Here is a 22,784-nt window from a genome sequence, read left to right as displayed (position 1 = left end):
CCGCCTCGCGGCACGCCGGACGGGGAGCGGGCCGGGGCTGCCGCGCACCGCTCGCCCTCGGGACTACGCCGGCCGGTCCTTCGGCGCGGGCCACCCGGTGGTGCGCCACTCGTGCCGTTCCTGGCGTTCTTGGCGCTCCGCCTCGGGCTCGCCGCGCCGCGGCGCATCGTGGGCGGCGCGCGCGGCGGCCAGGTCGGCGTGGATCGGGAGGGGCGAACTGTCGCCGGCCGGGACGGGGGAGCCGTCGGCGGGGATCGCGGCCAGTTCCAGGGCGCGGCCCGCCGCGGCCAGCCGGCGGGCCGCCTCGGCGATGGCCAACTGCCCCTCGCTGGACCAACTGCGCAGTTCGCCCAGGTCGACGATGACCGGACCGGAGCCGCGGGCCAGCACCCAGCCGATCGCACCGGTGAAGCGACGGGCCGCGTCCGGGCCCAGGTACCCGGCGACGGACAGCACGCCGAGGTCCTCCTCGACGGTGTAGCGCCATTCGATGGTCATGTGAACTCCCTTGCGCGGACGGCCTGTCGGAGTGGGGCGGGGTCAGAGGGGCAGGGTTATCCAGATGCTCTTGCCGCCGACCATGGCGTCCGCACGGACGACCGCCGTGCCGCCGAGGTCGAGGACGAGTTCCATGACCGTGGCCAGTCCGCCGCCACCGCCGGTGCTGGCGACGGTCCCGTCCAGGGGCGGCCGGTAGGGATGGGTGTCATGGACGGCGAGGGCCAGGCGGTCCCGGCCGGCCCCGTAGATCACCGTGACCTGCGGGGAGTGTGCGGCGGCGTGCCGGATGCTGTTGGTGACCAGCTCGCTCAGGATCAGCAACGCCGGGTCGATCACCGGGTGTTGGAGGCCGATGCCCCATCCGTTCAGGGTCAGCTCGGCGGTTTCGCGGGCTATCCGCACGGCGGACGGCTCGGTGGGCAGCGTGAGCACGTGCCGGTAGGGCAGTGTCGCCAGGGGTGTGAGCATCACGCCTCCGCGCCGGCGGGTTGGCGGCTGGTGATCGACCGGCCGGTCCGGGATGTCGTCATCGCGTCGCGCTACCGGCGTCCCGCAGCTCGGTCAGCAGCGCGTTCCGGCCGGCCAGCATCTCGGTCAGGATCCGGCGCGCCGCCCCCATCAGGTCCGCGACATCCCCGCCGGCCAGTTCGTAGACGACCGTCGGGCCCTCCCGCGTCGCGGTGACGATCCCCGAGCGGCGCAGCACCGCCAACTGCTGGGAGAGGCCGGAGGGTTCCACCTCGATCTCGGCGAGCAGGTCCCGCACCGGCTTCGGCCCGTCCTGCAACAGCTCCAGCACCCGTATCCGCACGGGATGACCGAGCATCCGGAAGAACTCGGCCTTGGCCTGGTACAGCGGAACGGACATGGCTCCTCGGGTTTCCCCATGACGCCCCGTTGGGGGACGCCACTCGGCAAGGCCGCGCCCGCGGTTGCCCACGGTCACGGCGTTACGGCATTTCGGTATCTCCAGGCCGAACAGCATCCAACCGATTGCGAAATTTTGCAATTCCTCATCCGGCCAATGCAAGCCGGCTCTCACCGCCCATAGACTTGCAGGGTTTTGCAAGTCACCGGTCGCCACGAAGCGCCCCTCACCCACAAGTGGAGGAGACACGATGCTCGCCGGGCACCCCGCCCTCTTGACGCGGCACCACACCGCGGGGCCCCTGCCGACGAGGGCTTCGTGATCCACGCGGACTGGTTTCCGCCGTGGGGCAGGCCGCACGACGCCCCGGTGACCGAGGGTCAGGACGCCCGGCCGTCGCAGCGGCAGGACACCTTCACGGTGCTCATCGAACCGGGGGCGGTGCTCCGCGCCCGGGAGGGGACGGCAACGAGACTGGCCCGGTGCGGGATAGCCGTCGGATCGTCGCTGTCGGACGTGGCGCTGCTGGTGGTGAGCGAGTTGGTGGCCAACGTCCTGCGGCATGCCGCGGACCAGTCACCCACGGCGGACGTCACGGTGGAGAGGGGGGTCGGGCATCTGGTCGTGGCGGTGGCCGACCGTGATCCCCGGCTGCCGGCCATGGAAACCGCAACGCCGGGCACGGGGTTGGGCACCGTGCGGGAGTTGGCCGCCTGGTACGACGGCGTGCTCAGCCTGGAGCCCGACTGGACCGGCCTGGGCAAGCGGATCCTGGCCAGTTTCGTCGTCCCGGAGGGCGATGTCCGGTAGGGCGGGGGGGCCTTGGGGCTTTCGCGGCGTGCCCGGTCAGGCGCGGTACCGGGTGTCGAAGTGGGTCAAGTGGGCGGTCAGCTTGTCCCGCCCAGGAGGCGCCCTACCAGTGGTACGCCACGGTGGCCGAGGAGTTCCCGGCCTCCCGATCGTCGCCTACAACGTGCCGTCGCGCACGACCATGGACATCGCGCCGGAGACCGCCAAGCGCCTGTTCACCGACTCCAACGCCTGCTACCCGTACCTGCGCGACCCCGACGGCCATCGCGTGGAGATCTACACCTCCGACGACCACACCGGCGACCCCGACCACGTGACGTACCGCTGGAACGTGCACGACGACCGCCGCCGCGGCTTCTGGGGCGACGCCGTGATCGAGTCCTGGTACGAGGAGGCCGCCCCGGTCCTCGACCTCGACGGCAACCCCCGGCCCGTCACCGCCCCCGTCCTGGACGAATCGGCCACCGCGGTGGGCGCGGACCGTCTGGGCTGAGGGCCCGCGCCCCGCGGCGATCGACCGCGACGAGGACCCTTGACCGGCCTTCGCCGCCGCGCACACTTACGCATCAGGGGACCGCGTCCCCGCTCCCCTCGGAAGGAGACGACACCGCCATGCCGGCCACCCAAACGCCCCCGCGGCCCTCGCTACCGCGCGTGGGCCTGCTCATACCGTCCTCGAACACGGTGATGGAGCGAGACCTGCGCCACGGCCTCGCGGGCATCGCCGAGGTCCACTGCGCGCGCATGCACCTCGTCGAGACGACCGAGGACGCCGAGGCCGCGATGCTCGACACCTATCTGCCCCAGGCCATCGAGGACATCGCCTCGGTCCGGCCGGCCGTCACCGTCTTCGGCTGCACCAGCGCCGGCGCGCTGCGCGGCCCGGACTACGACCGGGACCTCTGCGCGAGGATCGCGGAACGCACCCGGGGCGTCGCGGTGAGCACGATCGCGTCGGTGAGCGCCGCCCTCTCCGCGACCGGCCGCCACCGGGTGGCCGTGCTGACGCCGTACGTGGACGAGCTCAACACCAAGATCCGCGCCAGCCTGAGCGGCGGCGGCCTGGAGATCCTGGGCATCGAGGGCTTCGGCGTCCGGGACTGCTTCGACCTCGCCGGGCCGGCGCCGCGGGAGATCGCGGACCGCGCGCGGAAACTGGTCGAACGGACCCGCGCCGAGGTGCTCTTCGTCTCCTGCACCAACTTCCGGGCGCTGGAGGCGGTCGACGAGATCGCGTCGACATCCGGCGTCCCGGTCGTCACCAGCAACGGCGCGGTCACCACGGCGGTGCGCCGGGCGCTGGGCGGGACGGACCGCGAGGGCCCCTGATCCGGGTCAGGCGAGCTCCAGTTCGCCGACGCGTTGGTCGCCGCTCATCTCCCCGGTCAGCCGGAATCCCAGGCAGAGGTAGAAGTCCTCGGGGCCGCCGTCGCCGGGATGCCAACTGGCCGTCAGGCGGGAGCCGCCACGGCGCTTGACCTCGGCGGCCACCGCCTTGACGGCGAACCGGCCGTATCCGCGGCCCTGTTCACCGGCCGCGATGTTCAGGCGCCACAGCCCGGAGCGGATGTCGGTGCCGTCGCCGGCGCCGGCGTCGGCGTCGGCGTCGGCGTCGGCGTCGGCGTCGGCGTCGGCGTCGGCGTCGGCGAAGTCGATGGCGAAGAAAGCCATCAGGAAGCCGACGAGCCGGTCGCCGTCGAGGATCAGCCGGGGCCAGGCGACGCCGGGATGCAGATACGCCTCGGCGAGTGACCTGACCACCGGGGCGACCAAATGGCCCTGGTCGGGGCGCACTTCCAGGGCGATGGCGGCGTCGAAGTTGTCTGGGGTGATCTCCGCCAGGCGGAGCGAGGTAGCCATCCCGGAAGCGTAGGGAAGCCGGCCGCAAGGACCAACGCATTTGCGACCTCTCCCCCCGCGGTCACCTCACTCCTCGGATGTTGGACCGTCAACTGCGTTCGCGGAGGCGGAGGTTGAGTCGCGCACTCGGGTGGCCGGCGAGTTACCCCGTGGCGCGCAGGGTGCGGTGGGCGAAGTCGCGCAGATGGGCGAGGACTTCGGGGTCGGCGTCCAGGGTGTACGCGGAGTCCAGGCCGGCGAGGGTCTGGGCGATGCGCGGCAGGGTGTCGTCGGAGGCGTCGACGCGGCAGGTGTGCTCGTCGACGGGGCGGATACGGGTGGCCAGGCCGCGGGTGTGGGCGCGGACGTGTTCGGCGGGGGCGTGCACGGTGGCGACGGCGCGGTAGCGGGTGGGGGCGGCGGACAGTCGGCTCGCGACGTAGGCGGCGGGGTCGTCGCCGGGGACGGGGCGCGGCGGAACGCGCCGCCCGGTGGGCGCCGCATCCGCGATCCGGTCGAGGCGGAAGAGGCGCCAGTCATCCTTGTCCAGGTCGTGGGCGAGGAGGTACCACAGGGCGCCGGACGCCACCAGATGACAGGGCTCCACCCGGCGCCGGGCCGCGCCGCCGTGGCGGGCGCGGTAGTCGAAGGTGACGACCTCGTGGTCGCGACAGGCCACGGCGAGGGTCGCGAGCAGGCCCGGGTCCGCGCGGGGCCCGCGGGACTCCCACGCGATGCCCGCAACGGATGCCTGGAGGGCGGTGACTTGGCCGCGCAGGCGACGCGGCAGCACCTGTTCCAGTTTGGCCAAGGCGCGCAGGGCGGTCTCCTCGATCCCTGTCAGCCCGCCGGCGGCGGTGCGCAGGGCGACGGCGATGGCGACCGCCTCCTCGTCGTCCAACAGCAGGGGCGGCAGGTCGCTGCCGGAGGCCAGGCGGTAACCGCCGGCGTGCCCACGGGCGCTGTCGACGGGGTAGCCGAGCGCGCGCAGCCGGTCGATGTCACGGCGGACGGTACGCACGGTCACCGACAGTCGCTCGGCGAGATCGGCGCCGGACCACTCCCGCCGGGTCTGGAGCAGGGACAGCAGCCGCAGCATGCGGCCGGTCATGTCGCTCGTCATGAATTCCATGATGCCGGCGTCAAAGGACAGGGGCTGTCCGGAATCCCTCCTACCGTGGGTGAGGTCCGCACGGGACATCACGCGACATCGCATGACATGACGCGTGTGCAACGCAACGCAACGCGTCACAACAGAACGTATCCGGAGGAACTTCCCATGAAGATCGCTGTTCTCGGCACCGGTGGCGGCGCCCGCTCCCACATCGCCAAGCTGCTGGAGCTGGGCCACGAGGTGGCCGTCGGCACCCGCGATCCGCAGGCCACGCTGGCCCGCACCGAGCCCGACATGATGGGCAACCCGCCCTTCCGGCAGTTCCTCGCCGAGCACCCCGGCGTCACGCTGCTGACCTTCGGGGAGGCCGCGGCCACCGCCGACGGGCCGGTCATCAACGGCATCGACGGCCACAACGCGGTCGCCGCCCTGACCCCCATCGCCGGCGCCCTCGCGGACAAGACCCTGATCGACTACGCCGTGCCCTTCGTCTACCAGCACGACAGCGAACACCCCTGGCCGACGCCGTGGGGCGTGATGCCCAAGCTGGACCCCTGCGACACCGACAGCCTCGGCGAGCGGATCCAACGCGCCCTGCCCGACACCAAGGTCGTGAAGTCCTTCGTCACCCAGGAGCAGGCCACCGTGGTGGACCCGCAGTCGGTCGGCGACGGGGACCACACCATGTTCGTCGCCGGCGACCACGCCGACGCCAAGCGGCGGGCCACCGAACTGCTGAAGTCCTACGGCTGGCGGGACGTCCTCGACCTCGGCCCGCTGGTGTGCGCCCGCGGCATGGAGATGTACGCGCACCTGCACTCGGCCATCGGCTTCGGCCTGGGGCAGCAGTTCGGCGGCCACTTCGGCATCAAGGTCGTCCGCTGACCGCCGGGCGCGGCGCACCAGACCGCCCCTCCCACCGCCCCTCCCCCTCCCTCTCCCCCTACCGCGAGCGACCATGACCGTCCTGCCCCGCATCACCGCCGGCCAGCGCCGCGCCCGCCTCATACACCGTCAACTCCTCGCGCCCGAAGGCCGGGTGCGGACACCCGAGGCGGTCGCCGAGGCGCTGGTCGGCCTGCACGCCACCGACCCCGCCACCGTCTTCCTCGCCACGGCCGCCCGCATGCACCGGCCCACCGTCGCCACCATCGAGCGTGCGCTCTACGCCGACGACGCCACCGTGGGCGCCGACGGGACGCCGCCGTTGGAGCGCATCCGGTGCATGCGCCGCACCATGTTCGTCCTCCCCGCGTACCTGGCCCCGGCCGTCCGGTCCGCGACCGTCCGCGACATCCGCCGGCACCGCGCCGACACCCTCGCCAGACTGCGTGACGCGGTCGGTTGGGACGAGCGCCGCTACGCGGCCGCCGAACAGGCCACGCTCGCCGCCCTCGTGGCCCGCGGCGCGGCCACCGCCGCCCAACTCGCCGCGGATATACCGGCGTTGCGTGAACAGATCGTCACCTCTCCCGGCAAGCCGTACGAGTCCCGGCAGCGCGTTAGCAGCTCCGTCCTGGGCGTGCTCGCCGCGGAGGGCCGCATCCGTCGTGCCCGACCGGCCGGCTCGTGGACCTCCGCGCAGTTCCGGTGGGCGCCGGCCCGACCCCTGCCGCAGATACCGGTGGGCGCGGCGAAGACCACCCTGGCCCGCCACTACCTCAAGGCGTTCGGCCCGATCACCGTGGACGACCTGAAGTGGTGGACGGGTTGGGGCCTCACCGACGCCCGCAAGGCACTGGCCGCCGCCGGCGCCCAGGCCGTCGACCTCGACGACCACGGCACCGGCTACCTCCTCCCCGAGGACCTCGACACCCCCACCGCCCCCGAACCGGCGGCCGCCCTCCTCCCCGGCCTGGACCCGACGCCGATGGGCTGGCGCCACCGTGACTGGTACCTCGACCCCGACCACACCAAGGCCCTCTTCGACCGCAACGGCAACATCGGCCCGACCGTCTGGTGGAACGGCCGCATCGTCGGTGCCTGGGCCCAACACCCCGAAGGCCACCTCAACCACCGGCTTCTCACCGACCCCGGCCGCGAAGCCCACGCCGCCATACGCAACGAGATCGACCGCCTGACCGCCTTCCTCGACGGCACCCGGGTCACCCCCTGCTACCGCACGCCCCTCGAACGCCATCTCGCCGCCATCTGACCGAGCTCAGCCGTGTCTGGCAGGCACGGCAGGCGCCCGACCGGACCGCGCGCCGATCACGCGCTTGGCTGCGGCCAGATGCGCTCCGGAACGGTGTCAAGATTGTGCAGACGGGTCCCGTCAGGCGCGTACGCGTTGAGGAGATAGCCCCGGTCGAGGCGGACGCCTTCCTTGGAAAGAAACAGGGTGAGCGACTCCGCGATGTCGCCGAAGTTCTCGTATCCGCCCTTCTTGTGGGTCCACACGCTCAGCACGGGGAAGCCCTTTTCGTCCTTCGCGTGCCGGATGCCATAGATGTCCGCGTCGCCGCCTGCCCGGCGATAGCGGGCGGCCAGTTCCGTGCCGGCCCGTGCAGGGGTCGCCGTGGTGGTCGGCGGGCCCGAGGGGCGGGCATCGCCGACGACATCACACCCCATGAGCAGAACGGAGAAGGCAAGAAAGCCAATTGGCAGGAGTCGCTTCAGCACGCTCGTAACACTCGCATTTCCACCGCCGAGCCCGACGGCGCAAGAAAGGGAACGCCCCCTCGGCGAGGGGGCGTTCTTGACGATCTTTGCTTTACTTGGCCGTGCGCTTCTTGCGCGCCGGCTTCGAAGCGGGGGCCTCGGAGTCGCGGGCCACGGCCACGAAGGACTTGACGGCCTCCTGGAGCTTGGCCACGTTCTCGGCGCCGAGGTCGGCCTCGTACCACTTGAGGTCGAGCACCTGACGGACGCCGATCTCCTTGGTGCCGTCCTCGTTCGCCTCGCCGGTCTCGTACTCCTCGTCGACCATCGCGGGCACCGCGAACCTGACCGTCGTGACGCCGTCCGTCACCTCGGGGTTGAGGTCGTCCTGGAGAACCGAACGCCAGTAAGTCGCCTTCTTGACGATCTGACTTCCGACCGGAACGGGAGTGACTACCTCCTGAACACCCGGCTCATCCTTCTGCGACTCATCAACCTGGATGGTTTCCTTGACAGCCATATCGGCGCGCCCCTTTCTCGTTTGGTGCACCCCAAATTCTAGTAGAAATAGGGGAGTTGAATCCAATCGGCCGCCGGGGGCGCGGGGCTCTCGATTTCCCTGGTTTCCGGACTCCCCGGGCCGTCCTCGCCATTGTCCCGGATTTGCGTGCGGTGGTGCGCGCGGGAGAGCGACGGGTGAGGCGAATCGATGCGGAGTGGCACTCGACCCGGTGCGCGGCACGCGCGGTCCCCACCGTCCGGCCCGTCCAACCACCCGACTGTGACAGACAACCCCCTCCTCAAGATCGCCAGTTGCGGATACTCTCCTCAACACGGTGGATTGCACCACCGACACTCCGAACCAGACAAGAGGGGGTTGTTCTGGCGTGAAACCGCACAGATCAGCGGTCTTCCACAGAGCGTTAACCGTCCTGATAGCCGTTCTCGGCATCACCCTGGGCCTGACCACCCAGGCCGGTGTCGCACAGGCCGCAGACAACTGCTCGGGCCTGTCCTGCCTGACGTTCACCTCCGCCAACAACGGCCGGAACCTGGACGTGCAGAACGGCAACGGCGGCGACGGCGTCTTCATCGTCACCAACTCCGCGCCGGGCTACCACCAGAAGTGGCAGGCCCGCCTTCAGGGCCCGGACTCGTCCTTCACCATCGCCAACGAGGACACCGGCAAGTGCATCGAGGTCGGGCTCCCGCTCAAGCAGCGGACCTGCTCCGGATCGCCCGCACAGCGTTGGTACTTCCAGCCCGTCGACGGCACCACGGACACCTTCATGATCCGTAACGCCGGGGACAACAAGTGCATCGACGTGGTCCTGGGCGCGCAGTACAACGATGCCTGGACCCAGACCTACGGCTGCAACGGCAGCAAGGCCCAGCAGTGGAAGCTCCCCGGCACCGCCCGGGACGCGGCGCTGAAGGCCGCGGTCGACTACGCGTCCACCCGCTGCCAGAAGAACGGCTCCACCTGCTTCTGGACCAAGGGCACCCAGGCACCGGCCGAGCCGCTGCCCAAGCAGTGCGTCTCCCCCGTCTGGTACAACGGCACGGAAGCGCCGGTGCCTTGGACGTTCTCGCTGAACACCTCCTCCGGCTGGTCGAGCCTGCTCGGCGTCAGCTTCACCTCGGGCATCGGGACCGGCCCGGAGAGCCCCGTCCAGGCAAGCGTCAGCCTGACCCTCAACGGCCAAGTCAGCTACGACCTGAAGAAGGACCTCGGCAACAGCCTCACCATCGAGGTTCCGTCGCGCCAGTACGGCTGGGTGGCGCTGTCGACGCTGGCGACGAAGGTGACCGGTGAGTGGACCTTCGACGCCAACGGGTTCCCGTGGAAGGCCAAGGACACCGTCACCGTTCCGCTGAAGAACGACGACCAGGGCCGGTCCAGCATCTACATGGCGAAGACCAGCCCGGACTTCACCAGTTGCAACGGCTGAGGCCACCACGGTCGAACGAAGAACGCTGATCGCTGAACGAAGAACACCGAACGAGGAACGCTGAACGCTGAGAACGCAACGCGCTCGGCATCAGCCCCGGGGCCCGCTCGCGCGTCGAGCGGGCCCCTCTTCGGTTGCGCCTCCGTCCCACCACCGCTTCGTCGTCGACGTCCGCTACGTCGCGACGCCGCGGAGATCCGTCAGAAGCGCCCTAGGCATCGGCCAGGCGGTGCAGCAACCCCGCGGCGAGGAGCAGGACTCCGGTCTCGGTCTCGTTGAGTTCCTCCAGGGCGCCGGCGAGCCAGGTGTCCCGGGCGGTGACGTCGGCGCGCAGGGCGGCGCACCCGGCGTCCGTGATCGCGATGGTCTGCTGACGGCGGTCCCCCGTGCTGCGGGTGCGGACGATGAGCCCCTGCTCGGCGAGGTCGGCAAGGGTGCGGGTGAGGGACTGCGGCTGGAGCCGCTCCGCCGCGGCGAGGCGCCCAGGTGTCGCCGGGCCGTGCCGGCTGAGGCGGGCCAGCACGAGCAGCTTGGTGACGGGCAGCGCGCTGTCGCCGCGCTCGGTGCGCATGCGTCGGGCCAGCGCCATCACCGCGCCGCGCAACTCGGCCACGGCGGAGTCCGACGCCGCGGACGCCGTGCCGTCGTGCGGGAAACCCTTCGCCTTTTTCATGCGCACCCTCTTACTATTTCCCCGCTAGGCTTCGACTGTCGACGATCAATTCCAGTCTACAGCACCGGAAATGTAAGGGTGGGGCGCATGAGTTCCTACGCAGTGCGTAATACTTTCTCGGCTCGGCTCCGCATGGAGGGCGTGCATGCGGCCGTCGCCATGACGGCCGTCGTCGCGACCTTCTACTCCGCGATGGCGCTGGAGCACGCGTTCCGGTTGGGCGCGGGGGTGTTGGTACTGGCGGTGGCGCTGTCGCTGACGGCGGCCCGGACGGAGCGGGCCGCCTCGCGCCGCCGTCGGCTCGCCGGGCTGGTGACGATGCCGGTACTCGCCGTCGTCGCGGGCGGCGTCGGCGAGTTGCTGGTGCACCTGCCGACCGTCGGCAAGGCCGTGTTCACGCTGGCCCTGTCCGGTGCGATCTGGCTGCGCCGCTTCGGACCGGTGGCCACGCGGGCGGGTGCCTGGATGGCCATGCCGTTCATCGCGGTGCTGGTGACCCCTGTCCCGGGGCCGGTTGGTGTCTGGACGGTGTTGTGGTCCGCGCCGATCGCCGTGCTGGCCTGGGGGTGGGTGGCCCTGCTCCAGACCGTCGCGCGGCGCCTCGGCCTCGTCGACGCCACTCCCCCACCGCGCCCCGCGCCGGAACCACAACGGCGGGACGCGCCGCGGAAGGCGGGCTGGCGCGGCCTGCCGGCCAGTACGCGGATGGCGGTGCAGATGGGGCTGTCGCTGGCGGCGGCGTTCCTGGTGGGCGACCTGCTCTTCGGGCGGCACTGGCCCTGGCTGGTGATCACCGCGTATGTGGTGTCCGCCGGGAACCGCGGGCGCGGCGACGTGCTGCACAAGGCCGCGTTGCGGTTCGCCGGGGCGACCGCCGGCACCATCGCGGTCACGGTCGTCGCCTCGTTCCTCCCCAGGCACGCCACCGCCGACGTGGTGGCCATCTTCGTGTTGCTCGGCATCGGCACCGTACTCCGCCAGTTCACCTACGCCTACTGGGCGGGCTGCGTCACCGGTGTGTTGGCGCTGCTGTACTCCTACTTCGGGGAGACCGGCGGCCCGGAACTGCTGGGCGTGCGGCTCGCGGCGATAGCGACCGGGGCGCTGCTCGCGGCGGCCGCGCACTGGTTCGTGCTTCCGGTGCGCTCCGCGGACGTGCTCCGCAAGCGCCTCGGCGCGGTACTCGCCGCGCTGGCCGACCTGTTGCGGGCGGTGCGCCACGAGCCCGAGCGGTGCGCGGAGCACGGCGCGCGGTTCGCCACCGACCTGGCGCTGCTGGAACAGGTGGCCCGCACGGCCGAGTTGCACCGGACGCTGCTGCGCCGACGGGCCCGCACGGCCCGCGCCGCGCACCCGGCCGATGCCGTGGACGCCCTGCGCACCCTGGCCGAACCGGTCCGGGTGCTGGCCGCCCCCGCCGCGGACGGGTCCGGTGCGGCGGCCGGCCCGCACCACCTCCGCCTCCGCGCCGCGGTCGCCGCCAACCTCACGGAGCTGCGCCGCGCCCTGGGACGCCGGCCGGGCGACGGCCACCGGCCGCTGCCGCCCCCGCCCCCGGACGGCGAGCGCCCTGCCTCCGCCGCACTCCGGGCCGTCGGCACGGCAGTTGACCGGATGGCGGAGGTCTTCCCGTCCGTCGAAGCCGGTGCACCCGTCGATACGGCCATCGATACGGCTGTCGATACGGCGGAGGGCCGCGCGCCCGAGTCGAAGGCGAGGGTTACTTGAAGGCGTCGACGTGGTCGGTGACGAAGGTGCGCAGGCTGCGGGGTTGGTGTCCGGTGAGCGCGGAACCCGATGGATACCGACTCGAAGATCACGTACGCCAAGGACTGCCCGTCGCGCACGGTGCTGAGCGTCCTGGCCAACAAGTGGTCGCTCTACGTCCTCGGCGTGCTGGGCCGGAACGACCGACCGCTCCGCTTCACCGAACTGCGCCGGCACGTCGAGGGCGTGACGCAGAAGTCCCTCACCCAGGCATTGCGCGGCCTGGAACGCGACGGCCTGGTCGGCCGCACCGTCTACCCGGTCATCCCGCCGCGCGTCGAGTACGCGCTCACCGACCTCGGCCGCGAGGCGGAAGCCCTCACCACCGCCATCGCCGACTGGTCCAAGACCAACGCGGCCCGCGTGCAGACGGCCCGTGCCGCGTACGACGCCCGCCCGGCCGACCGGGGCTAGCCGGAACCGGGGCGCCGACCGGGAGCACAGCCAGGCCGCGGTCGGTTGAAGGACGACGGGCTGGTCCACCGCACCGTCTACCCGGGCTGCCCACCCGCGGACTGCGGTGCCGTGTCGGACTGCGGCTGGCGGAACAGGGCCAGGCTGGCGGCGGTGCCCAGGAGCGCTACGCAGGCGGCGACGAGGAAGGCCGTGCGCATGCCGGTGGCGAAGGCGTGGTGGGCCACCGCCCGGAACCCGTCGCGCACGGGCGCCGGCAGGGTGGCCGCCGTGCCGTTGACGTCGCCCGTGCCCACGTCGCCGGCCAGGGCTCCCAGGCGGTGCCGCAGGCCGGGGAACCGGCCGGCGCGGGAGGCCAGGTCATGCCGACGCCCACCTCGGCGGTGAGCAGCCGGTGCAAGTGCCGTGCGGTGTAGCCCAGTTGGGTGGCCAGTCCGGCGACGCCCGCGCGGTCGCAGACGCCGTCGGCAATCAGGCGCATGGCCCGCCCCACGACATCGGCCCGCAGGTTCCATTCCGGCGAGCCGGGGCTGGCGTCCGGGTTGCATCGCTTACAGGCCCGGTATCCGGCCTCCTGGGCGGCGGCCGCGCTCCGGTAGAACCGGACGTTCTGGCGTTTGGGGCAGCCGGGGCAGCTCGGGCGGCAGTAGCTGCCGGTGGTGACGGCGGCGGAGTAGAACAGCCCGTCGAAACGGGTGTCCCGGCTCAGCGTTGCCCGCCAACAGCGTTCGAAATCAAGCACCCCACAACCCTCGCAGCGGGGGTGGTCGGTCGCTGGCAGCTATCGGACATGCAGGCGCCCGCCGGGGTTGCCGGGCGCCTGCCGACCCCACTGCCCCTCAACGTCCCACCGGATCACCGCTCCCCGGGTCGTCGGGGCAGAGGAGAGCGAGGTGGCCGCCCTCGTCCAGGGCGGTGGGGACGCCGAGGGTGGTGCGGCGCTCCGGGTGGTCGGCGTCGATGAGTTCGATCTGTCCGTGGCCGCCGCGGGTGACGGCGATCAGCGGGGAGGCCGGGGAGGCGGCGATGGCGCGGCGTTGGACGCCGTCCCAGGGGGTGCCGCCGGGGCGTGGTGCGCCGGCCATGGCCGGGAGGGGGATGCGTGCGGTGACGGCGGGTTCCGGGTGCGGCCCGGGGGTGAGCAGCAGGAGTTCGTCGCCGTCGGGGTGGACGCGGGCGAAGGCCACGTGGTGGGCGGCGACGGCGAGGCGGAAGACCAGGCCGGGTCCGAGCGGCACGCGGCCGATGCGCCCGGTGTCGAGCTGGTGCCACCAGGCGTGGTTGTGCCAGTCGGGCCAGCGTTCGGGCCGGGGCGGGCCGCTGCGGACGACGGACCAGAGTTGGCGTCGGACGGGGTCGAGGCGGAGGTAGTAGCCGCGGCCGGGGCCGTTCCAGGGGAGGGACGGTTCGGGTATCAGGCGGCCGCGGTCGTGGCGGAGGCGGTGGACGCCGGAGCCGGTGGCCGCGAACAGCCGGCCGGTGCGCGGGTCGTGGGCGTCGCCGTGTCCGTCGTCGTCGGCGAGCGGGAGCGTGGCGTGCGGGTCGGCGGGCGGGCAGGAGGGGGCGGCGGCCATCAGGGCGGCATGGCGGTAGGCGGCGAACTGCCCGGGTTCGCGGTGGCGGAGGACGACCAGGGGGTCGTCGGTGCCGAGGACGGTGACGCCGGGTTCGCCGGGGCGGGTGCGGTGGCGGGCGGTGGCCGGGCCGCCGGGGGCGTGCAGGTCGATGGCGGTCAGGAGGTCCGACCACGGCGCCTCGTTGCGCCCCAGTCCGGTGGTGACGGCCAGGTGGCGGCCGGTCGGGTCGGCCGCGAGGTGTTCGGCGGGGATCGCGACGGGCGCGGTCGCGGCGATCAGGGGTCGGCCCTCGTCCGGGCCGTAGGGGTCCAGGACGACGAGTTCGCCGGCCCGGTCGTCGACGAAGGCCGCGCGGGCGCCGGGGAGGGCGAGGAAGCCGGCGTGTTCGGCGAGGTGGCGGCCGTGGAGCACCGAACTCTCGTGTCCGTCGGGGAGGTTGAGGACGCGGAGGGTGCCGGCGACATGGTCGGCGACGAGCAGGCGGGGGTGGTGTGGCATGGGGTGACCTCCGGGGCGTGACTGGCTTTTGATAATGATTATCATGTTTCCTGACGTCGTTGGTCGTATCGGGAGGGATGGGTAAGAGATGGCACGCAGAGCGCTGTGGGGCATACGTCGGCTGGCCGTGGCCGTGGTGGTGGGAAGCCTGTTGGGCGGGTGCGGCACCGCGGCCGACTCCGGGTCCGCGGGCGATCCGGGCGGCGGACCCGGGGGCCGGACCGCCGTCACGGTGGAGCCGATCAAGTCGGCCCGGACGGTGACGGACGTCAAGGGCGTCACCGTCCACACGCCCGGGCCGCCGAAGCGGGTGGTCTGCCTGGTCGCGCTGTGCGACGACATGCTCGCCGAACTGGACATGCGACCGGTGGCCAGCAACTCGCGGCTGCTGGCCCACGAGAAGTTCCTCGGCCCGACGGAGGCGGCCAAGATCCCGGTCGTCCCGGGCGGGTTCCTGAGCCCGGAGGCCGAGGCGATCCTCTCCTTCGAGCCCGATCTCGTCATCGGGCTCAAGGACACCCACGGCAAGCTGGCCCCGGCGCTGAAGGGCGCGACGACGTTCTGGCCGGTGGAGCCGGACAGTTGGCAGGACAGCGTCGGCTACCTGCGGAACCTGGCCGCGCTCACCGGCCGCACCACGGAGGGCGAGCGGGCCGAGGGCGCGTTCCGGAAGAAGCTCTCGGCCGCCGAGGCCGCGCCGAGCGGGCGCACCGCGCTGGTGATGTTCGGCAGCGACGAGAACTTCGGCGTCGCCACGCCGGGAACCGACGTCACCGCCGGGCTGCTGCCGAAGATCGCGCGCTACCCGTGGCGGAGCCGGGGCGTGGACGGCACCTACAGCATGGAGGAGATCCTGGCGCACCACGTCGATGTGCTGTTCGTCGAGACGCTCTCCTTCGGCGGGCCGGCCAAGCCCGGCGAGCGGCTGTCCGACAAGCTGGCCAAGAACCCGCTGTGGTCGAGGATCCCGGCCGTGCGGAACGGCAAGGTGATCGAGGTCGACCCCGAGGTGTGGGCCAAGGGCCGGGGTACCCGGTCGCTGGGCATCGTGCTCGACGAGGCCACGGCCGCGCTGCGGTGAACCGGCGCGGACTGACCCTGACCGCGACCCTGGGCGCGGTCCTGTTGGCGGGCGCGGCGGCGGCGCTGTGCCTGGGCACCCCGTACGTACCGCCGCACGCGCTGCCCGGTGTGCTCGGCGGGGACGATCTCGCGGGGGTGGTGGTCGGCGAACTCCGGTTGCCGCGGCTGGTGTTGGCGCTGGTGGCGGGCGCCTGTCTGGGCGCCGCGGGGTTGGTCCTCCAGGAGGCGTTGCGCAATCCGTTGGCCGTGCCGGAGATGCTCGGGGTGTCCTCCGGCGCCGCGCTGGGGGTCGCCGCGCCGCTCGTCCTGGCGCTGCCGGTGTCGGCGTCCGTCGCACCACTGCTCGCGCTGGGCGGCGCGGTGTGCGGCGGGCTGCTGACGCTGGTGGCCGGGGGGTTGGGGCGGAGCCCGTCGGCGGTGCTGCTCACCGGTGCGGCGGTGACCGCCGGGTTGCAGGCCGCACTGCTGGTCCTGATGGTGCTGGCCGACCAGTTGGACCTCCAGCTCATCTACCGCTATCTGCTGGGGAGTCTGTCCGCGCGCACCTGGGACGACGTCACCGGGCTCGGGCCCTGGCTGGCGGTCGCGCTGCCCGCCCTGGTGCTGTGCGCGCCGGTGTTGTCCGTGCTGCGCCTGGGCGACGACGATGCGCGGGCCCTGGGAGTGCGGGTCCGCTACGCCCGGCTGGCCGCGTTGGCGCTGGCCGCGCTGCTCATCGCCCCCGTCGTCGCGGTGTGCGGACCGGTTGCCTGGGTCGGCTTCCTGGCGCCCCATCTGGCCCGGCGGCTCCGGCCGGCGGCCACCGCCGTGACCTGGCTGCCGTGGTCCGCGGCGCTCGGCGGCCTCACGGTCCTGCTGGCCGATCTGCCGGCCCGACTGGCACTGGCGCCGGTGGAGACGCCGGTGGGTGCCTGGACGGCGCTGCTCGGGGTGCCTGCGGGAGTGGTACTGCTGCGGAGCGGACGCCGTGGGGCGGCGAAGGTGGCGGTCCGATGAGGACGATGATGCGGTCGACGAACCGTCATATTGCCTTGCTTCTCGGTACCTTGGGCCTACTCGTCCTCGGCGCCGGGGCGGCCGGCCTGGTCGCGGGGCGGGCGCTGGAGGCGGGCGAGGTGTGGCAGGTGCTGGCCGGCGGCGGGAATGCCGGGGCACGCCATGTGGTGTTGCAACTGCGGCTGCCGCGTGCGCTGGTGGCGTTGGGCGCCGGTGCGGCGCTGGGCCTGGCGGGGACGGTGTTGCAGTCCGCGCTGCGCAATCCGCTGGCGGGGCCGGAGGTCACCGGCGTCTCCCCCGGCGCGGTGCTGGGCGCGGTGCTCGCCACCGGGCTGGGGCTGGCGGGGTGGGAGCATCCCGCGGCCGTGGTGGTGGCCGCCGGAGTCGGCGGGTTCGCGGGCGCGGGACTGTTGTGGCTGCTGGCCGGCCGCGAGCAGGGCGATCCGGCACGCGCGGCGGTCTACGGGGTGCTGGCCTCGGCCGTCCTCTCCGGGCTGACCGCGGTGGTACTGCTGGTCGCGCCGGGCGAACTGGGCAGCGTGGTCCAGTGGTTGGTCGGCTCCACCGAGGGGCGGGGCTGGGCCCACTGGGGCCTGTTGTGGCCCTGGACGCTGGTGTGGGCGGTGCTTGCCTGGCTGCTGTGCGGGCCCCTCACACTGTTGCGCTGCGGTACGGAGCAGGCCGCGGCGGCCGGGTTGGCGCCCGGCCGGGCCCGGGGTGCGGCGCTGGTGTGTGCGGTGGCGCTGACGGCCGGCGCCGTGTCGTCCGTGGGGGCGCTCGGATTCGTCGGGCTGCTCGTGCCGCATCTGGCCTTCGCACTGTTCGGCGCGGATCTGCGGACCGCGCTGCCGGGCGCGGCCCTGTTGGGCGCGGCCGTGGTCGGCTGGGCGGACGCGGCGGCGCAGTGGCTGTCCCAAGTGCTGGCGCACGTACTGGAGTCGGACCGGCTGACCCTGCCGGTGGGCGCCGTCACCACGGGGTGCGGCGCGCTGCTCCTGCTCGTCGTCGCCCGACGACGGGGCGACACCGAGCAGTGAGACCAGCGGCCGAGCCGGCCGAGCCGGCCAGTCAGCTCTGTCAGCCCAACCAACCAAGTCGACCAGGTCGGCAACCAACCAACACGGCGGTTCCCGCCGGGGATCGCGGGGAGTCGAGGACGCCATGACGACGGATACGGAAGCGCGGACGGCGCGTGAGGCCGGCGACGGCCAGGCAGGAGGCGGCATACGCATCGCCGGACTGCGGTTCGGTTATCCCGGTCGCGAGGTGTTGCGCGGTGTCGATCTGGAGCTGGCCGGCGGCGAGTTGGTCGCACTGGTGGGTCTCAACGGGTGTGGGAAGAGCACCCTGCTGCGGCTGTGCGCGGGGCTGTTGCGGCCCGGCGCCGGGCGGGTGCTGCTCGACGGTGCCGACGTGGCCGGGCTGTCCCGGCGGGCGGCCGCGCGCCGGGTCGCCCTGCTGCACCAGTCCGCGCCCGCCGTGCCCGGCATGACGGTGCGCCAACTCGTCCGCCAGGGACGGTATGCCGCGCGCGGCCCGCTGGGGATGCTGCGGGAGGGCGACGACGCGGTGGCCGCGCGGGCGATGGCCGATGTCGGGGTGGCGGAGTGGGCGGACCGGCCGGTGGAGGCGTTGTCGGGCGGTGAGCGGCAGCGGGTGCGACTGGCGATGGCACTGGCGCAGGACACCCGGGTGTTGCTGCTGGACGAGCCGACCACCTATCTCGATCTGCGGCACCAACTGGAGGTGCTGTCAACGGTGGTGCGGCTGCGCGCCGAGCGCGGGATCACCGTCGTGATGGTGCTGCACGACATCGGGCACGCGGCGCGCTTCGCGGACCGGATCGTGGCGCTGCGGGACGGCGTGGTGGTCGCGGACGGCGCGCCGGAGGCGGTGGTGACGCCCCAACTGCTGGCGGATGCGCTGGGAGTGGTGGGACGAGTGGGGCGTGACCCGGAAGGGGGTTGGCCGGTGTGTTACCCGGATCACCCTCTTTCCTCCCCGAAAATTATTGCGAAATGACAATCGTTTTCATTAATGTGGATCGCGCACCGGCACCCCGCCGGCGCAGCAACCCAACCGTATGGAGGCTCAACTGATGGAGCAGCACAAGGTGTTCACCCCGATCGCCGACCCGGGCCAGCTCGCCCACCTCTCCGCCACCCACTCCAACGCCCTCGTCGAGAACCCCTTCGACGAGGAGGCGGCCTCGGCCGGCGCCGACGGCGACAAGTAAGTCACCGCAGCGGGCCCGTCCGGCGCTCATCCGGACGGGCCCGCCCCGTTGTTCCCACCCCTTCCCGGTTCAGGAGACCCCGTGGCCAGCGCAACCCAGCTCGTCCCAGGCGTCAGCCTCATCACCACTCCCGGCCCCGGACTCGCCCTGCACACCGCCGATGGGGAGTTCCTCCGGGTCGACACCGCCCGGACCGGGCGCGAGCGGTTGCTCGACGCCCTGTCCGGGCGGCCAGCCGACGCCGAGAGCGACACCGAAACCGAGGCGGCACCCGCGTCCGCACCCGATGGTCAACTGGCCGCGCTCATAGCCGCGTTCAGGGAAGCCGGCTATGCCGAACCCGTCCGCGACGAGGGGCCCGCACGGCCCGGCAGGCTCGCCGGCCGCACCGTGTTCCTCCTCGGCGATCCCGCGCTGACCACGCCGCTCCACCGGCTGGTACGGGCCGAAGGGGGCGCGGCCCGCAGCATCGAGCCCGCCGACATCGGCCGGCTGAACCGCGGCCCGCGCCGGGCGGACCCCGTGGCGGTCGTCTGGTGCCTGGACCACCCGGTGCCCAACGGGCTGTGGGACGAGGCCGATCTCCTCCCGGGCCGCCACACCGCCTGGCTGCGCTGTCACCGGGAGGGCGCACAGGTCTGGTTGGAGCCGCTGGCCGACCGGCCCGGCGACGTCACCTCCGCACACGTCCGGCTGCGCCGCCTGGCCGCCACTCCCGCCCACCGCGAGCTGTCCGCGTACTGGGACGGCCAACGCACCCCGGACACAGGGACGTTGGGCACCGATGCGTCCGCCGCACTGATCGCCGCGCTGCTCGTCGGCGACCTGCTGGCCTGGGCCGCCGACGCCCCGGGGAGCGGGCCGCTGCCCGTCCGGCGCCGGCTGCGCCGCCTGGACCTGCGCGACCTCCGCGTGACCGAGCACCCCGTCCTCCCGGTGCCCGAGGTCGCACCGCTCCCCACCCGGAGCGGCCGATGATCGCGACCCACCCGCTCGCGATGGGTGACGGCACCCGCCTCGCCACCGACGTCCTGCTCCCCGGCGACGCCCCCGGCCCGCACCCGGCCGTGCTGATCCGCACGCCCTACGACCGGCGGGCCCAGCACGCCGAGTTGTGCGGCTGGGCGGCCCGCGGCTTCGCCGCCGTCGTCCAGGACGTCCGCGGCCGGCACGGGTCCGAGGGGCGGTGGGAGCCGTACCGCGACGAGGCGTCGGACGGGGCGGCGACGCTGCGGTTCCTCCGGTCCCAGCCGTGGTGCGACGGGCGGATCGTCGCCGTCGGCGGCTCCTACGCGGCGCACTGCGCCCTGGCCACCGCCGTGGACCCCGGCGCCACCGACCGGCCCGATGCGGTGATCGCCGCCGTGCCCGCGCTCGGCCCGGCCGAGACCGCCCGCGAACCGCTCGGCCCGGAGCGGCTGTTCGGCCGCGCCGGCTGGTGGGCCGCGCACGGCGACCGCCCCGACTCCGACCCGGACGCCCTGTCCCGCGCCCTGGCCATCGACCCGGGACTGTTGGACCACCTCCCGGTGGCGACGCTCCCCGCCCGCCTCGGCCGCGACCTGCCCTCGTGGCCGGGGCTCTGGGACCCCGAAGGGCCCGGCCCGTTGCTGCGGCACGCCGGCGGCGCCACCGTGCCGCTGCTCGCCGTCGGTGGCACCCGGGACCCCTTCGCGGACGACACCCACCGCCTGTGGCGCGCCTGGGGCGGACCGGCGCGGCTGCTGACCGGCCCCTGGGGGCACGGCCTGACCGCCGAGCCCGGCACCGAGGCCCGCCCCGGGCACCGCCTGGCTCTCGGTGAGGCGTACGCCCGCTTCGCCCGTGCCGCCCTCGCCGGCCGACTCACCGCGCCGTCACGCGGCGCGCTCGCGCTCGGCGGCAGCGAGGTGTGGTTCCGCGCCGACGAACGGACCGAGGCGCGGGTGTGGCGGTTCGGGGCGCGGGCCGGTCTGCGGCCGCTGCGCGGCACCGACTTCGTCGCCGACCCGGCGCGCCCGGTGCGCTCCGACTCCCTCGACGTCCCGGACAGCGGCACCCCCGACCGGTGCCTGCTGGTCACCCCTCCCCTGCCCCGGCCGCTCGACCTGCTGGGGACCGCCGAGGCCCGGCTCGCCACCGTGGCGGACGCGGCACCGGCCGACTGGATCGTCCGGGTCGTGGCGCTGACCCCGGACGGCCGCGCCGATCCGTTGGCCCTGGGCGCGGTCCGGCGTACCGATCCGCCGGGCACCGTAGCGGAGTTCACCGTTCCGCTCGGCCGCCCCGCACGGCGGCTGCCGGCCGGGACCCGGCTGCGCATGGAGATCGCCGGGCACCACTTCCCCGCGCACGTCCGCCAGCCGCACACCGGCGAGGACCCGGTGGCCGCCACCCGTCTGCTCGCCTCCCACCGGACCGTCCAACTCGCCGGCAGTGCCCTGCTGTTGCACACCGGCCGGGCCCGAGCCATCGACCCTGTACAGGAGATCTGCCGTTGAACGCCCCGCCGCTGCCCCTCGACGCGCTCGTCGACCCGGTCTGCGGGCTGATCCGCGCCGTCGCCCCCGTCGACCACCCCACCGGTGCGCCGCCCCGGTACACCGCGATGACCGCCGACGTCTCCGACGCCCGCCGGTTCGGCGCCTGGCCCGCCGACCGGGTCTCCCTCGGCACCACCTTCGGCGACCCGGACGGCGCCCGGACCGCGGCGATAGCCGAGGCCGTCGAGCGCTACTGCGGCAACCGCCTCCCGCCGGACGGCCACCCCGACGCCCCGCGCCGCGCCACCGCGGACCAACTCGCCACCGAGGGCAAACGGATCTACGGCCCGGGCGACCTGCCCAGGTATGCCGCCTGGCAGTACGCCCGGCCCGACTTCCCCTACCGACGGTTCGACGCCGACACCCCCGCCCTGTGGACCCGCGGCACCGAGAACGGCCAGGAGTGCTGGGCCCCGGTCGCCCTGACCCATCTCAACTGGCGCCAGGGCGAACGGCGTTCGCTCCCCCGCACCCACCACCTCAACTACGCCGGCATCGCCACCGGCCAGGGCCTCGACGACGCCGTCGAGCGGGGCCTGTTGGAGGTCGTCGAGCGCGACGCCCTGGAGCTGTGGTGGCACCTCGACGGCCCGACCCGCGGCATCGACCCGGCCAGCGTCCCGGGCCTCGCCCACGACCTGGCCGGGTGCGGCCTCGACGTGTGGATCGTGGAGCTGCCGTCGGAGTTCGCGCCCTGTATGGCCGCGCTGGCGCACGATCCCGAACGCGGGCTGTACGCGGCCGGTTTCGCCTGCCGTTACGACCCGGCCGACGCGGCCCGCAAGGCCGTCCTGGAGGCGGTGCACACCTGGGTCTTCACCCAGGGCGCGGTGGACGCGGACGGCTGGGTCTTCCGCGCCGTCGAGGCCGGCATGCTCGCCCCCGGCCTCTATCTCGGCCACCGCGCCGACCGGCGCTACCTGGACGACTGCGGGCCGCAGTTCCAACGGGTCCGCGACCTCGGCGCCCACGTCCAGGTGTGGCTCGACCCGCGCACCGCGCCGCTGGCCGCCCGCTTCACCGCGCCCGCCCTCGGCGTCGTCCCCGTCGACGAGATCGCGGCCGGCGGCCGCGCCCAGTTGGAGCGCCGCCTGGCCGCCCGCGGCCACCGCGTCCTCACCTTCGACCTGACCACCGAGGACATCGCCGAGACACCCCTACGGGTGGCCCGGGTCCTGGTCTCCGGGCTGATCCCCAACGCCCCCGCCGCCTTCGCCTACCTGGGGTGCCCGCGCTTCGCCGACACGGCCCTGGCCCGCGGCTGGCGCACCGAGGCCCCCGCCCTCCCCGACGACTTCACCCTCGCGCCCCCGCCCCACATGTGAGCGCCGCA

General features: G+C 73.4%; 26 protein-coding genes and 1 pseudogene. 16 read left to right on the top strand and 11 right to left on the bottom strand.

Annotation, left to right across the window (positions count from 1 at the left end; genetic code table 11):
* Positions 1 to 63: 63 nt before the first annotated feature.
* From ACIQU6_RS19195 to ACIQU6_RS19185, 3 genes are read right to left on the bottom strand one after another with little or no spacing between them, the layout of a single operon-like run.
* A complete protein-coding gene (locus tag ACIQU6_RS19195; RefSeq protein ID WP_403482816.1) occupies positions 64 to 498 on the bottom strand; it encodes an anti-sigma factor antagonist in 435 nt (144 codons plus the stop codon).
* Between the two features lie 42 nt (positions 499 to 540).
* Complete coding sequence (locus tag ACIQU6_RS19190; protein WP_403482815.1) at positions 541 to 969, bottom strand: ATP-binding protein; 429 nt, start codon at positions 967 to 969, stop codon at positions 541 to 543.
* Positions 970 to 1,027: 58 nt separating this feature from the next.
* Positions 1,028 to 1,369, bottom strand: coding sequence for an ArsR/SmtB family transcription factor (locus ACIQU6_RS19185; protein ID WP_403482814.1), 342 nt, complete (start codon positions 1,367 to 1,369; stop codon positions 1,028 to 1,030).
* A gap of 369 nt (positions 1,370 to 1,738) precedes the next feature.
* Here ACIQU6_RS19185 and ACIQU6_RS19180 point away from each other — a divergent pair, with 369 nt between their 5' ends.
* The 3 genes from ACIQU6_RS19180 to ACIQU6_RS19170 all read left to right on the top strand — a co-directional run bounded on the left by ACIQU6_RS19180 (position 1,739) and on the right by ACIQU6_RS19170 (position 3,508).
* A complete protein-coding gene (locus ACIQU6_RS19180; protein ID WP_403482813.1) occupies positions 1,739 to 2,179 on the top strand; it encodes an ATP-binding protein in 441 nt (146 codons plus the stop codon).
* A 163-nt stretch (positions 2,180 to 2,342) separates the two neighbouring features.
* Positions 2,343 to 2,672 (top strand): hypothetical protein, encoded by a 330-nt coding sequence (locus tag ACIQU6_RS19175; protein WP_403482812.1) that lies wholly within the window; start codon positions 2,343 to 2,345, stop codon positions 2,670 to 2,672.
* Positions 2,673 to 2,791: 119 nt separating this feature from the next.
* Positions 2,792 to 3,508 (top strand): hypothetical protein, encoded by a 717-nt coding sequence (locus ACIQU6_RS19170; RefSeq protein WP_403482811.1) that lies wholly within the window; start codon positions 2,792 to 2,794, stop codon positions 3,506 to 3,508.
* A gap of 6 nt (positions 3,509 to 3,514) precedes the next feature.
* Here ACIQU6_RS19170 and ACIQU6_RS19165 read toward each other — a convergent pair whose 3' ends face one another.
* The gene (locus ACIQU6_RS19165; RefSeq protein WP_403482810.1) at positions 3,515 to 4,039 is read right to left on the bottom strand and encodes a GNAT family N-acetyltransferase; all 525 of its coding nucleotides are present in this window, start codon (positions 4,037 to 4,039) and stop codon (positions 3,515 to 3,517) included.
* A gap of 142 nt (positions 4,040 to 4,181) precedes the next feature.
* Positions 4,182 to 5,141 (bottom strand): helix-turn-helix transcriptional regulator, encoded by a 960-nt coding sequence (locus ACIQU6_RS19160; protein ID WP_403482809.1) that lies wholly within the window; start codon positions 5,139 to 5,141, stop codon positions 4,182 to 4,184.
* Positions 5,142 to 5,297: 156 nt separating this feature from the next.
* On the opposite strand from ACIQU6_RS19160, the gene ACIQU6_RS19155 reads away from it, so the two are divergent.
* Both ACIQU6_RS19155 and ACIQU6_RS19150 read left to right on the top strand, forming a co-directional pair.
* Positions 5,298 to 6,017 (top strand): NADPH-dependent F420 reductase, encoded by a 720-nt coding sequence (locus ACIQU6_RS19155; protein ID WP_403482808.1) that lies wholly within the window; start codon positions 5,298 to 5,300, stop codon positions 6,015 to 6,017.
* Between the two features lie 73 nt (positions 6,018 to 6,090).
* On the top strand, positions 6,091 to 7,287 hold the full coding sequence (locus tag ACIQU6_RS19150) for a winged helix DNA-binding domain-containing protein (protein ID WP_403482807.1): 1,197 nt from the start codon (positions 6,091 to 6,093) through the stop codon (positions 7,285 to 7,287).
* Positions 7,288 to 7,343: 56 nt separating this feature from the next.
* Here the strand turns inward: ACIQU6_RS19150 and ACIQU6_RS19145 are convergent, their stop codons facing one another.
* Both ACIQU6_RS19145 and ACIQU6_RS19140 read right to left on the bottom strand, forming a co-directional pair.
* A complete protein-coding gene (locus tag ACIQU6_RS19145) occupies positions 7,344 to 7,754 on the bottom strand; it encodes a hypothetical protein (protein WP_403482806.1) in 411 nt (136 codons plus the stop codon).
* Positions 7,755 to 7,845: 91 nt separating this feature from the next.
* Positions 7,846 to 8,253: a hypothetical protein gene (locus ACIQU6_RS19140; protein ID WP_403482805.1), complete on the bottom strand. Its 408-nt coding sequence runs from the start codon at positions 8,251 to 8,253 to the stop codon at positions 7,846 to 7,848.
* Between the two features lie 367 nt (positions 8,254 to 8,620).
* On the opposite strand from ACIQU6_RS19140, the gene ACIQU6_RS19135 reads away from it, so the two are divergent.
* Complete coding sequence (locus ACIQU6_RS19135; RefSeq protein WP_403482804.1) at positions 8,621 to 9,685, top strand: RICIN domain-containing protein; 1,065 nt, start codon at positions 8,621 to 8,623, stop codon at positions 9,683 to 9,685.
* Between the two features lie 211 nt (positions 9,686 to 9,896).
* Here ACIQU6_RS19135 and ACIQU6_RS19130 read toward each other — a convergent pair whose 3' ends face one another.
* Positions 9,897 to 10,358 carry a MarR family winged helix-turn-helix transcriptional regulator gene (locus tag ACIQU6_RS19130; RefSeq protein ID WP_403482803.1) on the bottom strand — a complete coding sequence of 154 codons (462 nt, stop codon included), beginning with the start codon at positions 10,356 to 10,358 and terminating at the stop codon, positions 9,897 to 9,899.
* Positions 10,359 to 10,490: 132 nt separating this feature from the next.
* On the opposite strand from ACIQU6_RS19130, the gene ACIQU6_RS19125 reads away from it, so the two are divergent.
* Together ACIQU6_RS19125 and ACIQU6_RS19120 are read left to right on the top strand one after the other, a co-directional pair.
* The gene (locus ACIQU6_RS19125; RefSeq protein ID WP_403482802.1) at positions 10,491 to 12,086 is read left to right on the top strand and encodes an FUSC family protein; all 1,596 of its coding nucleotides are present in this window, start codon (positions 10,491 to 10,493) and stop codon (positions 12,084 to 12,086) included.
* A gap of 69 nt (positions 12,087 to 12,155) precedes the next feature.
* A complete protein-coding gene (locus ACIQU6_RS19120) occupies positions 12,156 to 12,539 on the top strand; it encodes a winged helix-turn-helix transcriptional regulator (RefSeq protein WP_403482801.1) in 384 nt (127 codons plus the stop codon).
* A gap of 77 nt (positions 12,540 to 12,616) precedes the next feature.
* Here ACIQU6_RS19120 and ACIQU6_RS19115 read toward each other — a convergent pair whose 3' ends face one another.
* From ACIQU6_RS19115 to ACIQU6_RS19105, 3 genes and pseudogenes are all read right to left on the bottom strand, one after another.
* Positions 12,617 to 12,835, bottom strand: a complete 219-nt coding sequence (locus ACIQU6_RS19115) for a hypothetical protein (protein ID WP_403482853.1) — start codon at positions 12,833 to 12,835, stop codon at positions 12,617 to 12,619.
* A 68-nt stretch (positions 12,836 to 12,903) separates the two neighbouring features.
* Positions 12,904 to 13,281: pseudogene (locus ACIQU6_RS19110) on the bottom strand (Ada metal-binding domain-containing protein); the annotation flags it as partial.
* A gap of 97 nt (positions 13,282 to 13,378) precedes the next feature.
* Positions 13,379 to 14,614 carry a hypothetical protein gene (locus tag ACIQU6_RS19105; protein WP_403482800.1) on the bottom strand — a complete coding sequence of 412 codons (1,236 nt, stop codon included), beginning with the start codon at positions 14,612 to 14,614 and terminating at the stop codon, positions 13,379 to 13,381.
* An 88-nt stretch (positions 14,615 to 14,702) separates the two neighbouring features.
* Here ACIQU6_RS19105 and ACIQU6_RS19100 point away from each other — a divergent pair, with 88 nt between their 5' ends.
* From ACIQU6_RS19100 to ACIQU6_RS19065, 8 genes are all read left to right on the top strand, one after another.
* The gene (locus tag ACIQU6_RS19100; protein WP_403482799.1) at positions 14,703 to 15,695 is read left to right on the top strand and encodes an ABC transporter substrate-binding protein; all 993 of its coding nucleotides are present in this window, start codon (positions 14,703 to 14,705) and stop codon (positions 15,693 to 15,695) included.
* A gap of 17 nt (positions 15,696 to 15,712) precedes the next feature.
* Positions 15,713 to 16,693, top strand: coding sequence for a FecCD family ABC transporter permease (locus ACIQU6_RS19095; protein ID WP_403482850.1), 981 nt, complete (start codon positions 15,713 to 15,715; stop codon positions 16,691 to 16,693).
* Positions 16,690 to 17,730: a FecCD family ABC transporter permease gene (locus ACIQU6_RS19090; protein ID WP_403482798.1), complete on the top strand. Its 1,041-nt coding sequence runs from the start codon at positions 16,690 to 16,692 to the stop codon at positions 17,728 to 17,730. The genes ACIQU6_RS19095 and ACIQU6_RS19090 overlap by 4 nt, the downstream gene beginning before the upstream one ends.
* 124 nt (positions 17,731 to 17,854) lie before the next feature.
* The gene (locus ACIQU6_RS19085) at positions 17,855 to 18,715 is read left to right on the top strand and encodes an ABC transporter ATP-binding protein (protein WP_403482797.1); all 861 of its coding nucleotides are present in this window, start codon (positions 17,855 to 17,857) and stop codon (positions 18,713 to 18,715) included.
* A gap of 76 nt (positions 18,716 to 18,791) precedes the next feature.
* A complete protein-coding gene (amiA, locus tag ACIQU6_RS19080) occupies positions 18,792 to 18,929 on the top strand; it encodes a streptamidine family RiPP (protein WP_403482796.1) in 138 nt (45 codons plus the stop codon).
* Between the two features lie 81 nt (positions 18,930 to 19,010).
* Positions 19,011 to 19,907 (top strand): hypothetical protein, encoded by an 897-nt coding sequence (locus ACIQU6_RS19075; RefSeq protein ID WP_403482795.1) that lies wholly within the window; start codon positions 19,011 to 19,013, stop codon positions 19,905 to 19,907.
* Positions 19,904 to 21,409, top strand: a complete 1,506-nt coding sequence (locus ACIQU6_RS19070; protein ID WP_403482794.1) for a CocE/NonD family hydrolase — start codon at positions 19,904 to 19,906, stop codon at positions 21,407 to 21,409. Before ACIQU6_RS19075 ends, ACIQU6_RS19070 begins: the two co-directional genes overlap by 4 nt.
* Complete coding sequence (locus ACIQU6_RS19065; protein ID WP_403482793.1) at positions 21,406 to 22,776, top strand: YcaO-like family protein; 1,371 nt, start codon at positions 21,406 to 21,408, stop codon at positions 22,774 to 22,776. Before ACIQU6_RS19070 ends, ACIQU6_RS19065 begins: the two co-directional genes overlap by 4 nt.
* The last annotated feature ends 8 nt before the right edge of the window (positions 22,777 to 22,784 follow it).

The organism is Streptomyces sp. NPDC090442, from assembly GCF_044769405.1.
In the GTDB taxonomy this organism is placed as follows: Bacteria; Actinomycetota; Actinomycetes; order Streptomycetales; family Streptomycetaceae; genus Streptomyces.
Note: the sequence above shows the minus strand (reverse complement) of the source record. Positions and strands in the feature narration are given on the sequence as shown.

Bases quoted from the DNA above. Each gene is read 5' to 3' on its own strand.
- ACIQU6_RS19195 (WP_403482816.1), bottom strand. From the start codon at position 498: ATGACCATCGAATGGCGCTACACCGTCGAGGAGGACCTCGGCGTGCTG.
- ACIQU6_RS19190 (WP_403482815.1), bottom strand. From the start codon at position 969: ATGCTCACACCCCTGGCGACACTGCCCTACCGGCACGTGCTCACGCTG.
- ACIQU6_RS19185 (WP_403482814.1), bottom strand. From the start codon at position 1,369: ATGTCCGTTCCGCTGTACCAGGCCAAGGCCGAGTTCTTCCGGATGCTC.
- ACIQU6_RS19170 (WP_403482811.1), top strand. From the start codon at position 2,792: ATGCCGGCCACCCAAACGCCCCCGCGGCCCTCGCTACCGCGCGTGGGC.
- ACIQU6_RS19165 (WP_403482810.1), bottom strand. From the start codon at position 4,039: ATGGCTACCTCGCTCCGCCTGGCGGAGATCACCCCAGACAACTTCGAC.
- ACIQU6_RS19160 (WP_403482809.1), bottom strand. From the start codon at position 5,141: ATGACGAGCGACATGACCGGCCGCATGCTGCGGCTGCTGTCCCTGCTC.
- ACIQU6_RS19155 (WP_403482808.1), top strand. From the start codon at position 5,298: ATGAAGATCGCTGTTCTCGGCACCGGTGGCGGCGCCCGCTCCCACATC.
- ACIQU6_RS19150 (WP_403482807.1), top strand. From the start codon at position 6,091: ATGACCGTCCTGCCCCGCATCACCGCCGGCCAGCGCCGCGCCCGCCTC.
- ACIQU6_RS19140 (WP_403482805.1), bottom strand. From the start codon at position 8,253: ATGGCTGTCAAGGAAACCATCCAGGTTGATGAGTCGCAGAAGGATGAG.
- ACIQU6_RS19130 (WP_403482803.1), bottom strand. From the start codon at position 10,358: ATGAAAAAGGCGAAGGGTTTCCCGCACGACGGCACGGCGTCCGCGGCG.
- ACIQU6_RS19125 (WP_403482802.1), top strand. From the start codon at position 10,491: ATGGAGGGCGTGCATGCGGCCGTCGCCATGACGGCCGTCGTCGCGACC.
- ACIQU6_RS19120 (WP_403482801.1), top strand. From the start codon at position 12,156: ATGGATACCGACTCGAAGATCACGTACGCCAAGGACTGCCCGTCGCGC.
- ACIQU6_RS19105 (WP_403482800.1), bottom strand. From the start codon at position 14,614: ATGCCACACCACCCCCGCCTGCTCGTCGCCGACCATGTCGCCGGCACC.
- ACIQU6_RS19100 (WP_403482799.1), top strand. From the start codon at position 14,703: ATGGCACGCAGAGCGCTGTGGGGCATACGTCGGCTGGCCGTGGCCGTG.
- ACIQU6_RS19090 (WP_403482798.1), top strand. From the start codon at position 16,690: ATGAGGACGATGATGCGGTCGACGAACCGTCATATTGCCTTGCTTCTC.
- ACIQU6_RS19085 (WP_403482797.1), top strand. From the start codon at position 17,855: ATGACGACGGATACGGAAGCGCGGACGGCGCGTGAGGCCGGCGACGGC.
- amiA (WP_403482796.1), top strand. From the start codon at position 18,792: ATGGAGCAGCACAAGGTGTTCACCCCGATCGCCGACCCGGGCCAGCTC.
- ACIQU6_RS19070 (WP_403482794.1), top strand. From the start codon at position 19,904: ATGATCGCGACCCACCCGCTCGCGATGGGTGACGGCACCCGCCTCGCC.